The sequence below is a fragment of the Acidipropionibacterium virtanenii genome, from assembly GCF_003325455.1.
GTDB classification, from domain to species: Bacteria; Actinomycetota; Actinomycetes; order Propionibacteriales; family Propionibacteriaceae; genus Acidipropionibacterium; species Acidipropionibacterium virtanenii.
Map to the genome: position 1 here is coordinate 2,358,614 of NZ_CP025198.1, position 15,397 is coordinate 2,374,010.

The 15,397-nt window shown below is 68.0% G+C and carries 11 protein-coding genes; all 11 read right to left on the minus strand.

Annotation, left to right across the window (positions count from 1 at the left end; all coding sequences use genetic code 11):
• The 11 genes from JS278_RS10895 to JS278_RS10945 all read right to left on the minus strand — a co-directional run bounded on the left by JS278_RS10895 (position 1) and on the right by JS278_RS10945 (position 15,167).
• Entirely contained in the window at positions 1 to 1,545 is a 1,545-nt protein-coding gene (locus JS278_RS10895; RefSeq protein WP_114045213.1) for a Re/Si-specific NAD(P)(+) transhydrogenase subunit alpha, read from the minus strand.
• A 77-nt stretch (positions 1,546 to 1,622) separates the two neighbouring features.
• Positions 1,623 to 2,915, minus strand: a complete 1,293-nt coding sequence (locus tag JS278_RS10900; protein WP_114045214.1) for an MFS transporter — start codon at positions 2,913 to 2,915, stop codon at positions 1,623 to 1,625.
• Positions 2,912 to 3,385, minus strand: a complete 474-nt coding sequence (locus JS278_RS10905; RefSeq protein WP_220149960.1) for a MarR family winged helix-turn-helix transcriptional regulator — start codon at positions 3,383 to 3,385, stop codon at positions 2,912 to 2,914. The genes JS278_RS10900 and JS278_RS10905 overlap by 4 nt, the downstream gene beginning before the upstream one ends.
• Before the next feature lie 76 nt (positions 3,386 to 3,461).
• Positions 3,462 to 4,370, minus strand: a complete 909-nt coding sequence (locus JS278_RS10910; RefSeq protein WP_147243193.1) for a hypothetical protein — start codon at positions 4,368 to 4,370, stop codon at positions 3,462 to 3,464.
• A 109-nt stretch (positions 4,371 to 4,479) separates the two neighbouring features.
• The gene (locus JS278_RS10915) at positions 4,480 to 5,817 is read right to left on the minus strand and encodes a DUF222 domain-containing protein (protein WP_114045216.1); all 1,338 of its coding nucleotides are present in this window, start codon (positions 5,815 to 5,817) and stop codon (positions 4,480 to 4,482) included.
• Positions 5,818 to 6,076: 259 nt separating this feature from the next.
• Positions 6,077 to 8,152 (minus strand): transketolase, encoded by a 2,076-nt coding sequence (gene tkt, locus JS278_RS10920; protein ID WP_114045217.1) that lies wholly within the window; start codon positions 8,150 to 8,152, stop codon positions 6,077 to 6,079.
• 145 nt (positions 8,153 to 8,297) lie between these two features.
• Positions 8,298 to 10,031 (minus strand): ribulokinase, encoded by a 1,734-nt coding sequence (locus tag JS278_RS10925; protein ID WP_114045218.1) that lies wholly within the window; start codon positions 10,029 to 10,031, stop codon positions 8,298 to 8,300.
• A gap of 116 nt (positions 10,032 to 10,147) precedes the next feature.
• Complete coding sequence (locus tag JS278_RS10930) at positions 10,148 to 11,509, minus strand: sn-glycerol-1-phosphate dehydrogenase (protein WP_114045219.1); 1,362 nt, start codon at positions 11,507 to 11,509, stop codon at positions 10,148 to 10,150.
• An 81-nt stretch (positions 11,510 to 11,590) separates the two neighbouring features.
• The gene (locus tag JS278_RS10935; protein WP_114045220.1) at positions 11,591 to 13,153 is read right to left on the minus strand and encodes an FGGY-family carbohydrate kinase; all 1,563 of its coding nucleotides are present in this window, start codon (positions 13,151 to 13,153) and stop codon (positions 11,591 to 11,593) included.
• A gap of 53 nt (positions 13,154 to 13,206) precedes the next feature.
• Positions 13,207 to 14,061, minus strand: coding sequence for an HAD-IIA family hydrolase (locus tag JS278_RS10940; RefSeq protein ID WP_114045221.1), 855 nt, complete (start codon positions 14,059 to 14,061; stop codon positions 13,207 to 13,209).
• 38 nt (positions 14,062 to 14,099) lie between these two features.
• On the minus strand, positions 14,100 to 15,167 hold the full coding sequence (locus JS278_RS10945; protein WP_114045222.1) for a DUF7973 family transport facilitator: 1,068 nt from the start codon (positions 15,165 to 15,167) through the stop codon (positions 14,100 to 14,102).
• Between the last annotated feature and the right edge of the window lie 230 nt (positions 15,168 to 15,397).

Genomic DNA, 15,397 nt, shown 5'->3' on the forward strand with positions numbered 1-15,397 from the left:
TCAGGCCTTCCTGAACATCTTGAGCATCCGCTGGGTCACGGTGAACCCGCCGAACACGTTGATGGAGGCGATCAGCACCGTGATCGCCGCAATGATCTGTATCACCAGCGAGCCGCTTCCCAGCTGGGTGATGGCGCCGACCATGATGATGCCCGACACGGCGTTGGTGACGCTCATGAGCGGGGTGTGCAGCGCGTGGGACACGTTCCAGACGACGTAGTAGCCGACCACGACGGCCACGGCGAAGGTGCCGAAGAGCCCCAGGAACGAGGAGGGGGCGAAGGTCAGCAGGGCGATGAGGGCGACGGCCAGCACGCCGATCATCGCGAAGGTCTGGGGCCACGGGCGCGGCTCCTTCTTGGCCGCGAGGACCGGTTCGGCCGCGGCCTTCTTCACCGGAGCGGGCGCTGCGGCCACCTGGACGGGCGGCGGCGGGAAGGTGACCTCCCCGTCGCGGGAGACGGTCGCCTGGCGGATCACCTCGTCCTCGAAGTCGATGACGAGCTGCCCGTCCTTGGCGGGGGTGGCCAGGGTGACCAGGTTCACCAGGTTCGTGCCGTAGAGCTGGGAGGACTGGCCGGGCAGCCTGGAGGGCAGGTCTGTGTAGCCGATGATCGTCACACCGCCATCGGTCACGTACTTCTCGCCGGGGTGGGTCAGCACGCAGTTGCCCCCGCCCAGGGCGGCCAGGTCCACGATGACGCTGCCCGGGCGCATCGCGGCCACCATCTCAGCGGTGATGAGCTTCGGGGAGGGGCGGCCGGGAATCGCCGCGGTGGTGATGACGACATCGCAGGTCCTCGCCTGCTCCATGTACAGCTCGGCGGCCCGGGTGTTGTAGTCGTCGCTGGTCTCCTTGGCGTAGCCGTCGGAGGAGACGCCCTGGTCGGCGTCACTGGTGCGCACGTGGAGGAACCGGGCGCCCATGGACTCGACCTGCTCGGCGGTCTCGGGGCGGACGTCGGTGGCGAAGACCTCCGCGCCCATCGAGTTGGCCGCACCCAGCGCGGCCAGTCCGGCCACGCCGGTGCCGATCACGAAGACCTTCGCCGGGGGCACCTTGCCGGCCGCGGTCACCTGACCGCCGAATGTGCGCCCGTAGGCGAAGGCGGCCTCGACGACGGCCCGATATCCCGAGATGTTGGCCATCGAGGAGAGCGCGTCCATCGACTGGGCGCGCGAGATCCGCGGCACCATGTCCATAGACATTCCGGTCACTCCGGCCGAGGCGAGCTTGCGGGTGAGGTTCTCGTCCTGCCGGGGGGCCAGGAAGGTCACCAGCGCCGCCCCGGGACGCATCGCGGCGATCTCACCGTCGCTGGGAGGATTCACCGCCAGCACCAGATCGGCGCCCCATGCCCGGGCGGCGTCACCCAGCTGCGCACCGGCGTCCTGGTATGCCTGATCGGGGAACGACGCCCCGGCACCCGCCCCCTGTTCGACAACGACCTCGTACCCGAGCTTGAGGAGGCGCGGAACGGTCGATGGCGTCGCCGCGACCCGATTCTCGCCCGCCGCTGACTCCCGCGGGATTCCTATCATCATGGCTCAAGATCCTAATAGTTCGACGTCGAGAGGTTTCACCGGGGGTCCCTGCGACGTCCACCTGACCGTGGGAAGGGTCAGCGGTTCTGCGGATTCATCGGAAGGAGCCCCATCCGGGGTGGCCAGCCGGACTCGATCGTCATTCTCATCCGGTCGTGGAAGCGGATGAACAGGAGCACCCCGATCACCGTCGCCCCGGTGGCGATGGCTCCGATGAGCAGAGTCCATCGCGGCCCCCAGGTGTCGCCGATCCAGCCGATGATGGGCGCCCCGATGGGAGTGCCGCCCTGGAAGATCGCCATGTACAGGGCCATCACCCGGCCCCTCACATCGGGATCCGAGGCCAGTTGCACGGTGGCGTTCGCGGCCGTCATGACGGTCAGTGCGCACAGCCCGACCGGCACCAGGGTCACCGCGTACAGGCCGTAACCGGGGGCCAGCCCCAGCAGCGTCGTGAAGACCGCGAAACCGGCCAGCGGGATGAGCAGGGTGCGCAGCCTGGGGTGGGCCCGACGGGCCGCCAGCAGGGCGGCGACCAGTGTCCCGACCGCCATGACGGATCCGAGCAGGCCGTACTCGCCCGGCCCCTTGTTGAAGACCTTGGTGGCCATCAGGGCGTTGGTGATCTGGAAATTCATCCCGAACGTGCCCAGCATGAAGACGATCACCATCGGCACCAGAATGTCCGGGCGGTGGCTGACATATCGCACACCCTCTCGGACCGCCCCTTTGCCGCGACGAGTCGGTGCCGGCGTCAGGAGCCTGCGGTCCATCAGGGCCAGGGAGATCACCACCGCGGCGAAGCTCAGGGCATTGATGAGCAGACAGGCGGGCACCCCGACCGCGGCGATGAGCAGGCCCCCGACTCCGGGACCCAGCAGCCGGGCACTGTTGAACTGTGCGGAATTGAGCCCGATCGCATTGGGAACGAGCCTCATCGGCACCATCTCGGGCACGAAGGACTGGCGTACCGGGTTGTCCAGGGCGCTGATGGCGCCCTGGATGAAGGCGATCACCATCACCTGCCACAAGGTGATGACGCCGGTGGCGTCGAGGATGAACAGGGCCAGCGCGTTGAGGGCCAGCAGGGTCTGCGTCCAGTAGAGCAGCGTCCGCTTCGACCACCGGTCCGCCACGGCCCCCATCGTCGGCCCGAAGAGCACGATGGGCAGGAACTGCAGTGCGGTGACGTAGCCGAGCGCACTGGACGAATGGTCGGTGAGCTGGGTGAGAACCATCCAGTCCTGGGCGGTGCGACCCATCCACAGTCCGATATTGGAGACCAGCGCGCCGACGAAGAAATAACTGTAGTTGCGCACCGTGAAGGACGCGAAGGTGCGCCCGAGCTGGCCCCTGACGCCGGTGCTCACTGCTGACCGATCCTGGTCAGCACCGCGGTGGCGCGCTCGAGCAGATCCAACTCCTCCTCGCCCAGACCGTCGAGGTGGCGGGCCATCCAGGTGTCGCGGCTGTCGAGGACCTCGTCAATGGCCCGCCTGCCTTCGTCGGTGAGGACCACCAGGACCGAACGGGAGTCGTCGGGGTGTTTGATCCGGCGGACGAGCCCTGCCTCGGCCATCGCGTTGACGGTGCGGGTCATCGCCGGGGCGGAGATCCGCTCCTCATCGGCCAGCGCGCCGGGTGTTCTGGGCTCGCGGCGGATCTTGAACAGCACGCTGATCTGGTGGGGAGGCACCTTCGAGGGAGACTCGAAGCGCACCCGACGGGCGATGATCTGACAGGCCAGACGCAGATCATTGGCCAGTTCGGTCCGATCAGGGCCGCTTCTCCCCTGCTTCGTTCCGGGCTCCGACGCGGACCCGTCCTCACCGATCGACACACGAACCTCCAGTAATTACCTACGGCAATTACCTTAGTTCAGCATCTTGGCGATCTCCAGGATTTCGCTCAGCGGATCACTGTCCCCACTGATTGCCGTTCCAACCCTGCTGCGGCGCCCCCGGCTGGTTCCACTGCTGAGGGGCAGGGCCCTGCTGGTAGCCGGGCTGCTGGGGAACCGGGCCCTGCTGATAGCCGGGAGCCCCGGCCCACAGCTGCGCGGGGCCGGTGGGTGCGGCCGCCCTGCGGTCCAGGATGAACTGCCACACGGCCCCTCCGACTGTCACGAGCACCGTCACCAGGAACAACCAGACGCCGGCGGCGGTGCTGGCCTCGATGCTGTCGTAGTCGTTCTGCCTGCTGGTGAATCGAACAGTCTGGATGACTCCCCAGAGCATGAGGACGCCCAGAAGCCCCGAGGCGACCAGACAGCTGAGATCCCACCAGGAGGGCAGCAGCCGGTCCAGCGCCAGGCCGATCGATCCCACGGCGACCAGGGCGACGAGGACGATGAGAGTGAGGACGACCCGGGAATTCCAGGCCCCGGCGCTGACTGCCGACTGGGCGCCCGTCGTCGAGGCGATCCACGCCAGTCCGTGGGCACTCGTGGTGACTTGGGAGGAGCTGAGGCTGTAGGTGGAACGGCCCCAGGGGGCGACCATCATGAACAGGCTCAGGACGGTTCCGCACAGCATGAGCAGGCGGGGGTAGCGCCTGAGCCAGGAGGCCGGACTTCCGACGGGCGCGGCCGGGGCGGATCCCGGGACACCGACCTGGGGCACGGGGGGCTGGACCGCCGGGGCCTGCGGAGGCAGTTGCGGCGCCGGGGACTGGCCATAGGGCTGCTGACCGGGGTACTGCTGCCATCCCTGATTCTGGGGAGCCTGACTCTGGGGAGGCGGGGCGGGCACTCCCGCGGGGGTCTCGCCCGCCGGTCCTTGCTGGGGGTACTGCTGCGGCCCCCAGGGGGGTGGCTGCTGGGACATGAGGAATTCCTCCGAGAAACGAAATGGTCAGTATCGCCACTCTAGGACCCGGCGGGCTCGACGGTCCTCTCCTGAACCGCGTCTCGACCTTCATCGGCCGGATCCCGGTTCAGAAGGTGACTGAGGAGGTGTAGATGAGGTCGATCCGCTCCGCGCAGCGCTCCGGAGCAGCGTTCCCGGGCTTGTCGGGCAGCCTGGTGGTGTGTCCCCGGGCCACGCGCCAGCGTCGTCCGGTGCGGTTGGTCCACTCGTAGACACCCGGTTCGGGCTGTCCGACTTTCCAGATGCCCGCGGTCTTGGCCCGGTGCTCCCGCCGGGCCAGCGGACCCAGGTTGGAGATCCGGGTCTGGCCGGGCGGGGCCGGGGAACCCGGCGTGGATCGCCGGTAGGCCACGGTGTGATCCAGATCCGCCGACCGCGACCTGGCCGTGGAGTACGGGAAGACCGAGCAGTCCTCCCGGATCAGCACCTGGCGGCGGAGCCGGTCGGGGATCTCGTAAGCGTCCACCGAAGGATCACCGGCCAGGTCCACCACGGGCAGTACCCGGATGCGATGGTGGCCCAACAGATGGGCCAACTGGTCGACCAGCACCGGGCCGACGTCCCCGCCCCGGGCGGCCACCCGGGCCACATGCGCACCGTCGCCACCCGTTGTGTCGAGGGCTTCGGCGGCGATGTGGACCACCACATCGGCCAAGGGCAGTTGCGGGGAACCGGTGGCGTTGTCGTCAGTGGTTGTTGGCGTGGCGAGCTCTTCCAGAGCCCGGGCCGCCAGGACCGGCAGCGGCTCGGTGGCCCCGGCCTTCCTCATCCGACTCGTGGCCCGGGCGATGACGGCCTCCAGCTGCAGCGCAGCACCGGTGTCGATGAGTCCCCCGATGGCCGAGGTGCCATCCCCCAGATGCCGGATCGACAGGAACCGGTCACGCCGGACGATCTCGGCCCGCCGTCGCGCCAGGTCGGCGTCCGCGCGGACGATCAGTCCGGCCAGGCGCCGTCGGATCCTCGGCCACGGGACGCTACCCCACAGGTCGGCGAGCCTGGCGTCGACCCACCGGGCCGCCTCGGCGGACAGCTCCTCGGCTGCAAGGGCGACTTTGCGGGCCTGCCACGCCTCCACCCGCAACCCGTCGACCGCCGCCCACAGGCGGGGGTGGCGGGAACGCAGGTTCGCGACGTCATGGACCAGGCTCCAGGCAGCCGGCTCACCCAGACCCAGCAGCGCGCCGACCTCCAGGGCCACGAACTCCCCCACCACCCCTGCACCGGCGGCCCCCGCCGAGACCACCCGCTCGGCAGCCAGAGAACTTACGATCGGTGTGGGTGCGGGGTAGGTGTCGATCATCTCCGCCACCGCCACCAGGCGATCCGCCTCGGCACGACGCACCGCGGTATCGGCCTCGACCAGCCGGTCACTCGCCGCCCTGAACCGCGTCACCGCCTCCATGATCCAAGCCAACCAGGCAGGTCTGACAGTTCCTGGTGACAGGCCGCGCTGGATCTCAGCATGTGGACATTGTTTTACTGAGGAGTCCTGGCTACGGGGATCAGGACAGCTCAATCCACCGGAGAGACCCGGACGAGGTTGCCGTCAGACGACCGGAGCGAAAAGGTGCGCCCGACAACCGACGGCGTCGGGCCCGGCCGGATCGCTCCGGCCGGGCCCCTGACGGCTCGATCAGGCCGGCCTCATCGGCCGGTCGGAGTCACCTGGCGAGGACCCTGCCCGCCACCTCGACGACGTGCTCGGGGGTGATGCCGAACTCCTCGAAGCACCTGGCCCCGGCGGCCGAGGCGCCGAAGTGCTCGATGGAGACCGAGTCGCCGGCGAAACCGACGTACTTCGACCAGCCCATGGAGATGCCGGCCTCGACGGAGACGCGGGCGGTGACGGCCGAGGGCAGCACCGACTCCCTGTACTCATCGTCCTGGGCGTCGAACCACTCCTGGCACGGCATCGAGACCACGCGGGTCGGGGTTCCGGCCTTCTCCAGCTGCTTCTGCGCCTCCAGGGCGACCCCCACCTCGGAGCCGGTGGCGATGAGGATCAGCTTCGGATCGGCACTGGCCTCCGCCAGCACGTAGGCGCCCTTGGCGACTCCCTCGGCCGAGGCGTGGACGCTGCGGTCGACGGTCGGCAGATCCTGGCGCGACAGCACGAGGCCGGCCGGACGGTCGGTGTGCTCCAGAACGGTGCGCCATGCGACCGCGGTCTCGTTGGCGTCGGCGGGACGCACGACGTCCAGCCCCGGGATGGCCCGGCAGGCCGCCAGATGCTCGATCGGCTGGTGGGTGGGGCCGTCCTCGCCGACGCCCACGGAGTCGTGGGTCCACACGAAGATGCTGGGAATCTTCATGAGGGCGGCCAGACGCACCGACGGGCGCATGTAGTCGGAGAACACGAAGAAAGTGCCTCCGTAGGGACGGGTCAGCCCCGACAGGGTGATGCCGTTGACGATGCCGCCCATCGCGTGCTCGCGGATGCCGAAGTGCATCGTGCGGCCGTAGGGGCCTCCCGGGTACTCCTCGACGACGCGATCGGCCGGCAGGAAGGAATCGGCCCCCTTCATGGTGGTGTTGTTGGACCCTGCCAGGTCGGCCGAACCGCCCCACAGCTCCGGCAGCTGCGGGCCCAGCGCGCTCAGCACCGCACCCGAGGCCTTGCGGGTGCTCATCTTGCCAGGCTCGAAGGTCGGCAGCTCCAGGCTCTCGGGCAGCTTGCGGGCGCGAATCCGGTCGAGCAGCGCGGCGCCCTCCGGGTTGGCCTCCTGCCAGGCCGCGAAGGACTTGTCCCAGGCGGCACGATTCGCCTTGCCGCGCTCGGCGGCCGCGGCGCGGGTGGCCTTGACCACGGCGTCATCGATGGCGAAGGGGGTGTCCTCGAAGCCGAGGACCTTCTTCAGCGCCGAGATCTCCTCGCCACCCAGCTTGGAGCCGTGCACCGACTCAGAACCCTGCTTGTTGGGCAGCGGCCAGCCGATGACGGTGGTGACCTTGATGAAGGAGGGCTTGTCGGTGACGGCCTTGGCCGCCTCGACGGCGTCGGCCAGGGCCTGGACGTCCTCCTTGTACTCGGTGCCGCCCTGGGTGAAGTCGACCGTCTGGACGTGCCAGCCGTAGGCCTCGTAGCGGGCGCAGACATCCTCGGTGAAGGCGATGTTGGTGTCGCCCTCGATGGTGATGCGGTTGTCGTCGTAGAACAGGATGAGGTTGCCCAGCTCCTGGGTGCCAGCCAGCGAGGAGGCCTCCGAGGAGATCCCCTCCTGCAGGCAGCCGTCGCCGGCGATCGAGTAGACGTAGTGATCGAAGGGGCTGGTGCCGGCGGGAGCATCGGGATCCAGCAGACCGCGCTCCTTGCGGGCGGCCATGGCCATGCCGACGGCATTCGAGATGCCGGCGCCCAGCGGGCCGGTGGTGGTCTCGACGAACCGCGTGTGGCCGTACTCGGGGTGTCCGGGGGTCAGCGAGCCCCAGGTGCGCAGGGACTCGAGATCCTCGATCTCAAGCCCCAGCCCGGCCAGGAAGAGCTCGGTGTACTGGGTCAGCGAGGAGTGTCCCGCCGACATCACGAAGCGGTCGCGGCCCAGCCAGTGCTCGTCGGCCGGGTCGATCTTCATCTCCTTCTGGTACAGCAGGTAGGCCAGAGGAGCCAGCGAGATCGCAGTCCCGGGGTGGCCGTTGCCCACCTTCTCCACGGCGTCCGCGGCCAGCACCCGTGCCGTGTCAACGGCCCTGACGTCGGTCTCGTTCCATTCCAGTTCAGCCACTGTGTGTCCTCTCATTGATACCCCGGTCGGGGGCAGATACGGGCCGTCTCTCGAGCCCATCGAGGGCGCGATGCTCAAGGATGAGCCTACAAATACAGTCGTGGTCGGGTTCCCCGGGGCCCGCCGGTCCCTACCGACAGGCGGGCCCAGGGGCGGGTTCTCACGTCTCGGGGATCCAGGCGTCCTCCGAATGGTCGCCCTGGCGACGCAACAGCGGGCCGGCCTTCCTCTCGGCCCGGATGTGGGCCTCGCGACGCAGCTCCTTGAGTCGGTGCATCACCGGGTTGGCGCCGCGGCCGAAGTAGTCGTGCAGGGTCGTGTACTCGGCGAACAGTGGGTCGTAGAGCCTGGCACGCTCCTCGTCGACCTGGTAGACGCCCTCCTCCTTGGCTCCCATCGCCGCCGAGGCCGCCTTGACGTCGGGGTAGACGCCGGCTGCCACGGCGCCGAAGACCGCGGACCCACGGGCTCCGGGCTGCTGGGTGAGGCCCACGGACAGCGGCACCCGGCAGATATCGCAGAGCAGCTGCATGAGGAAGGTGTTCTTCGTCAGGCCACCGGCCACGATGAGCTCGTTGATCGCCACGCCCGCATTGCGGAAGGACTCGATGATGGTGCGCGCGCCGAAGGCGGTGGATTCCAGCAGCGCCCGGTACTGGTCCTCCGGGGTGGTGGTGAGCGCCTGCCCGATGAGCAGGCCCGACAGGTTGGCGTCGGCCAGCACCGAACGGTTGCCGTTGTGCCAGTCCAGCCCGATCAGACCGTGCGCCCCGACCTCCTGGTCCTGGCACTTCTCGGTCAGCAGCTCGTGCAGGCTGATGGCGCGGCGCTCGGCCTCGTCGGCGTACGACTTCGGCACGCAGTTGTCGATGAACCAGGCGAAGATGTCGCCGACGGCGGTCTGCCCCGCCTCGAACCCCCAGGAGCCGTCGACGATGCCGCCGTCGACCACCCCGAACATGCCGGGGACCTCCTTGAGCTCCGGGCCCGGCACGATGTAGCAGGCGGAGGTGCCCAGGATCGCGGTCATCTGACCGTTCTCGACGGCCTGGATGGCGGCCGCGGTGACGTGCGCGTCGATATTGCCCGACGCCACGGCGATGCCCTCGGGCAGCCCGAGACGGGCAGCGAAGTCGGCGGTGAGGCCACCCACCCGTCCACCCAGGGGCAGCACCGGGGCGTCCATCTTCGTCTCGAAGACGTCCTCGAACTCGGGGTTGAGGTTGCGCAGGAACTCACGTGACGGGTACTGGCCGTCCTGGTACATCCGCTTGTAGCCGGAGTCGCCGGCGGCGAAGGTCAGCTCGCCGGTGAGCTGCCAGGTGAGCCAGTCCAGGGCGTCGCAGAAGACGTCGGTGGCCTCGTAGACGCGCGGCGCCCATTCCAGGGTCTCCAGCACCTTCGGCATCAGCATCTCCGAGGAGAGGATGCCGCCGTAGCGGGCCAGCCAGGGCTCGCGTCGGGCCTGGGCCAGCTTGACGATCCGGTCGGCCTGGTCCTGGGCGCCGTGGTGCTTCCACAGCTTCACCCAGGCGTGCGGCTCATCGGCGTAGTCCTCCAGGAGGCACAGCGGCGTGCCGTCGGACCTGCAGGCGATGACCGTCGCCGAGGTGACGTCCAGGCCGATGCCGATGACGTCCGAGGGGTCGATCGCGGCGTCCTTGAGGGCGCCGGGGATGATGTGCTCCAGGGTCTCGATGTAGTCGGCCGGGGACTGGAGCGCGAAGTCGGGTGGAAGCTTCTGATTGTCCGCCGCGGTGAGTGTGCGATCCATCACCGCATGCGGATACTCGTAGACGTCGGTCCCCATCTCAGCGCCGTCGCTGACGCGCACCACCAGGGCGCGTCCGGAAAGAGTGCCGTAGTCGAGGCCGATCACATACTTGTCTGACATCTGGTTCTACCTACTTCGTCGTAAGGGGATGCGGGTTGATTCTCCCACTGATCTGAACCGGACGCCGTGGGGAAGGGGCCGCGCCCCTTCCCCACGGCATCCCGTTCATCTCGGGATCAGTCGGTCCAGGGACGCTTGGCCCAGAACCCGTCGCCGACGAACAGCTTGTCGACCTCATCCTGGAGAACACCTGTCTCCAGCAGGAAGTCCAGCAGGGTGTAACGGGAGCGGATCATCTGGCAGCGGATGTAGGTCTCGTGGAAGCGCTGCTCGGTGACCCCGATCTGGCTCGGGTGGTAGACGCCGCCGACCTGCTTGAGGATCTCCTCGACCTGCGCGGCGGGCATCACCTGCTCGGCGCACCGCTTCTGGATCGAGGGCCACTTCTGGCGCACCAGCTCGAGGCGCTCGCGCAACTGCTCGGCGGTGATGTACTTGTCCATCGTCTGCTTGACGGCGGGCTCCAGCATGTCACCGGTGAAGTTGCGTCGGACCTTCGCCTCCATCTCCTCGGCCGACGGCCACTTGGCCACCGCCGCGTCGATGTCGAGCCGGCTGAAGTCGATCTCGAGGATCTTCTCCCACAGGGCCAGCACCGCGATGGTGCCCATGCCGACCTTCATGCCGTGGGTCAGCGGCGGCTCGCGGTCCATGCCCAGCTTCTCCATCTCCCAGGTGTGGGAGAACTGGTGGCCGGCACCGGAGGCCGGACGCGAGCTGATGCGGTACTTCTGCATCGACAGACCGGACATCACCAGGCCCTCGACCAGGCCTTCCAGGGCCTCGGGCTTGCCGGTGGCCAGCCCCTCGGGATCGGAGATGGCCTTGGGCAGCGGGCCCTGGACCAGGTCCCAGACCTCCTGGTCGATGGCCTCGATGCCCAGCTCGTCGGCGATGATCCAGTCCGCACCGGCCGGCACCTTCTCGATGAGGTCGCCCAAGCCGGTGGCGGTGCAGCGCTGGGGCGCTGCGGCCATCGTCGGCAGGTCGGCGATCAGGGCCTGCGGGGCCCGGCAGCTCATGGTGTGCTTGAAGCCGTTCTCGGTGATGGAGGAGCCGAAGGCGGCGTAGCCGTCCATCGAGGCGGCGGTGCAGACGTTCATGTAGCGACGGCCCAGCTCGTCGGAGGCGCGCTTGGTGAGGTCGTTGAGGGTGCCCGAGCCGATCGAGCAGGCGATCACGCCGTCGAGCGGAGCCAGATGGTCGCGGATCTTCTCGACGTTGTCGTAGTCGGCGTACACGGTCGGGTGCGCGGGAAACAGCATCGGATCGACGAGCTCGACGCCGGCCGCCTCGAGGGATGCGACCACAGCATCGCCGGCCACCTCCCAGGTGTTGCCGTCGGCGATCACGATGCCCTTGGCATCGCCGAACAGTTTCTTGAACACCTCCCCGGTCTGATCCAGGACGCCGTGTCCCATGACCACGACGTCGGTGTCGTCGGAGTCGGCCAGGGCCTTCTCGATGAGTTCGGACATTTCTTTCCTCTCGTTGAAGCGAAGAATGTACGTGGGTTCCCGGGGCCCGTCCTGGGACGGGCCCCGGGAATCGTGACGGGGTCAGTGCTTGGCGGCCTCGTGGTCGACGACCTCGTGGATCAGCTCCTGCATCAGCGGGAACGACCGCATGTACTTGTCGAGGTAGAACTGGTACTGCTCGTGAGCCTCCTGGTCGGGCTCGATCAGATCGATCTCATGCACCATATTCGCACCGGCCTCCGGGAGATCCTTGTACAGACCCGCGCCGACGGCGGCGATCATGCAGGTGCCCAGGACGACCGCGTCGCCCACCTCGGTGAGCGCGATCGGCACACCGGTGACGTCGGAGTGCATCTGCATCCAGTCGCGGCTCTTGGTGGATCCGCCGCAGGCGACCATCTTCTCCACGTTGACGCCGGCCGTCTCGAAGGCCTTGACCGAGTGCCCGATGCCGAAGCAGACGGCCTCCTGGATGGCGTGGTAGACGTGCGCCGGCGTGTGGGCCAACGACAGTCCCCACATGATGCCGCGCGCCTTGGAGTCGGTGTAGGGGGTGCGGTTGCCCTGGAAGTACTCGTTGACGATCAGCCCGTCGGATCCGATCGGGATGTTGCGGGACTGCTCGTTGAGCACGTCGTAGGGGTTGAGCCCGACCTTCTCGGCAGCCGCGACGACGTCGGAGGCGAAGTTGTCCTTGAACCACTTGAGCACCGAGCCGGTGGAGACACCCGATCCCTCGACGGTGAACTGCCCGGGGACCACCGCGTCGGTGTAGGAGCCCCAGAAGCCCTCTCCGTGGATCTCGGTGTCGCTCTGGCCCGAGAGCACATGGGAGGAGCCGGTGATGAGGGCGAACTTGCCGGGGCTCAGCACGCCGAGGCCGATCTGGCCGGCCCATGCGTCGCCCGGTCCCTGCGCGACGGGGATGCCGGGCCGCAGCCCGAGCAGCTGGGCCGGGATGGAGCCGAGGGTCCCGACCTGCTCGCCGAGGTTGACGACACGGTCGGGAACCTTCTCGAACAGGTCGCCGGCCCCCACGGTCTCGTAGAAGTCGGCGGGCCAGCCGCCCTGGGCGCGGTTGTAGTAGGAGCGGATCGAGTGGGTGTTGATGTTGGCGGTCCACTCGCCGGTGAGTTTGTAGGTCAGCCAGTCGGCGGCGTCGACGATGTGGGCGGCGCGGGCGTAGTTCTCCGGCTCGTTCTCACGCAGCCAGGCGGCCTTGAAGGGGAAGTTCTCCGCGGGGGCCGCGCCCTTGCCGCCGTTGTTCATGAGGCGGGCGACCGAGTCGGACTGCTCGGCGCGGGCGGCCTGCTTGGTCGCACGGTTGTCCATCCACATGATGGCCGGGCGGATCGACTCGCCCTTGGCGTCCAGGGTCACCATCGTGAAGGTGGTGGCGTCGTAGGAGATGCCGGCGATGGCGGCCGGCGAGATCCCGGCGTTGGCGATGGCCCGGTGCGAGGAGGCCTGGAGGGCCTTCCACCACTCGTCGGGATCCTGCTCGGCCCAGCCCGGGTGCGGGAAGGCCGTCTTGTAGGGGGTCGCTGCGAAGGTCAGCGGCCGGCCCTGGAGGTCGAAGATGGCCACGCGGCACGACTCCGTGCCGTAGTCGATTCCGAGGACGTAGGGTCCGTTGTCAATCATTGTTGGTGTCTCTCCTTTGAGGGGTTCTGAGGATCGGGGCCGAAGAGCAGGGGTCAGTCGTCGTTCTCGGTCCATCCGAGCTCGGCCCACGCCGATGCGGGGATGAGCCTGTCGATGCGGTCGAGCACCCAGGTGGGCCGGTGGGCGTCATCCAGGGAGCTGATGTCGTCGGCGGTGGCCTCGCCCGTGAGCACGCAGGCCGACCCCATGCCGGTGTCCAGAGCCATCTGGATATCGGTCGCCAGCCGGTCGCCGACCATCACGCAGTGTGCGACGTCGACGTCCAGCCCGGCGAGCGCCGCCGTCAGCATGACCGGTGAGGGCTTGCCGAAGTTCACCTGGCAGGTGGTGCCGGTGCAGGCCTCGATGGCGGCGGTCATCGCCGCGCAGTCGGGCTCGCCACGGCCGCCGGGGAAGGGGCAGAAACGATCCGGATTGGTCTGGACCAGGAAGGCCCGCTTGTGGAACCAGATCGCGTCGAAGGCGATCTGAAGTTTGCGGTAGTCGAAACCGCGGTCATAGGAGGAGACGACGATGTCGATCTCCTCGGGGTCCTCCGACAGGGCGATACCGGCCTGACGGAGGCTGTTCTTGAGGGGCTCCTCCGCGATGGCGAAGACCTTGGCGTCGGGATGATTCTCCTTGATCCAGTTGGTCGTCGTCACCACGGTGTTCGAGATGTCGGAGATATCGGTGGGCAGGCCCAGTTTCTCCAGCTTCTCGACGTACTGCTGCGGATCCTTGGTCGGGTTGTTCGACAGGAAGCGCACCGGGATCCCCCGCCGACGCAGTTCCTCAATCAGTCGCTTGGCCCCCGGCAGCAGGTGGTCACCGAGGTAGATGGTGCCGTCCATGTCGAAGACATAGGCCTGCTGGAAATCGGTGGGCGCCTTCACGATGTCATTCATTGAGTTCTCCAGGTCAGCGGGGGAATCACGGATTCGGGTCAGGACAGCAGCGCGGCCAGGGAGACCACGATGGTGTTCGAGATCCAGATGGCGGCGGCCGGCGGGTCGATGTGGCTGGTGCCGCGGTTGTACCAGAGGCGGGCGGCCAACTCGGCGAAGGCGGCGGCCATGATGCCGAAGACACCCGCGATCAGCAGGGCCACGAAAGCCATCAGCCAGGCGTGCGAGTTCCAGGTGGCGACCGATGTCCATGCGAAGGAGGCGCCCATCACGATCGGGTAGAACTGGATGGCTCCCAGCCCAGCGGTGATCGTCACATGGTGCTGCACCGGCATATTCCGGTTCGTGATGAGGAACAGGATGATGACGGCCGAGATGCCGAAGGCGAAGCTGTTCCCCTTGCTCGCGGCCAGGTCGTTCGCGAGGCCCATCTTGGTGAAGTGGGCACCGACCTCGGAGGCCAGCATGAGTGACACGAAGCCGGCGAAGATGCCGAAGAGCGAACCGATCGCCAGCAGCTGGCCAGGCTTCTCCTGCCACTCGAGCCAGCGACCGTTGGGGCCGGGCTTGATCTTGGCGGGGAAGGAGGTGGCGTCCTCATGGAAGAGTTCCGGGTTGTGCAGCGATCCGGTGAACAGCTGCTTCTTCAGCCCGCCGAAGACCCAGCGGGCGGTCAGACCGGAGATGAGGACGGTCAGGGCCACCGAGTCGGTGTGTGCGCCGAACCAGGGGATGTTCGAGATGCCGATCTGGACGACATAGCCGAACACGCCGAACAGGGAGCCGATCAGCAGAACGTCGGGCTTGCCCAGGCCGGCCAGCGGCGTGTTCACGTCCTTGCCGTCGGTCATGTAGCTCTTGTAGGTGGCGTAGATCGAGCCGGCCACACCACCGGCGAAGGCCACATGAGGCCCGAAGAAGGGTCCGAAGGCCAGGTAGTCGAGTCCGAAGGAGTTCCCGGTGGCGGCGAACATGCCCCAGGAGGCCAGAACCATGAAACCGGTCATGACGAATGCATAGTTACCGCCGATAGCGGCGCCGACGGCGCCTCCGGCGATCGCGGCGAGGAGTCCGAACAGGAAGACTCCCAGCGAAGCTGTGAACATCAGTGTTCCTTGTGGTCGGGCGGGCTGGTGCCCGCTTGCGTATGTGATGCCATCGGCGCTGCGCCGAGGCGGGGTGCTCCCGGGCCCGACCCTGGAATGGGGACGGGCTCGGGATTGCCTCGCGTCGCACCCGGTTCGGGAGGTCGCGAGGCCAGGTCCCGGCCTGAGCCGGGTCCCGGTCCTGGAATCGGGTGCGAGAACGGCGCGGTGAGCGGCGCCGTCTCCCCCCG

Excerpts from the sequence above, each read along its gene's own strand:
- JS278_RS10895 (WP_114045213.1), bottom strand. The coding sequence starts at position 1,545 with ATGATGATAGGAATCCCGCGGGAGTCAGCGGCGGGCGAGAATCGGGTC.
- JS278_RS10910 (WP_147243193.1), bottom strand. The coding sequence starts at position 4,370 with ATGTCCCAGCAGCCACCCCCCTGGGGGCCGCAGCAGTACCCCCAGCAA.
- JS278_RS10915 (WP_114045216.1), bottom strand. The coding sequence starts at position 5,817 with ATGGAGGCGGTGACGCGGTTCAGGGCGGCGAGTGACCGGCTGGTCGAG.
- tkt (WP_114045217.1), bottom strand. The coding sequence starts at position 8,152 with ATGAGAGGACACACAGTGGCTGAACTGGAATGGAACGAGACCGACGTC.
- JS278_RS10925 (WP_114045218.1), bottom strand. The coding sequence starts at position 10,031 with ATGTCAGACAAGTATGTGATCGGCCTCGACTACGGCACTCTTTCCGGA.
- JS278_RS10930 (WP_114045219.1), bottom strand. The coding sequence starts at position 11,509 with ATGTCCGAACTCATCGAGAAGGCCCTGGCCGACTCCGACGACACCGAC.
- JS278_RS10935 (WP_114045220.1), bottom strand. The coding sequence starts at position 13,153 with ATGATTGACAACGGACCCTACGTCCTCGGAATCGACTACGGCACGGAG.
- JS278_RS10940 (WP_114045221.1), bottom strand. The coding sequence starts at position 14,061 with ATGAATGACATCGTGAAGGCGCCCACCGATTTCCAGCAGGCCTATGTC.
- JS278_RS10945 (WP_114045222.1), bottom strand. The coding sequence starts at position 15,167 with ATGTTCACAGCTTCGCTGGGAGTCTTCCTGTTCGGACTCCTCGCCGCG.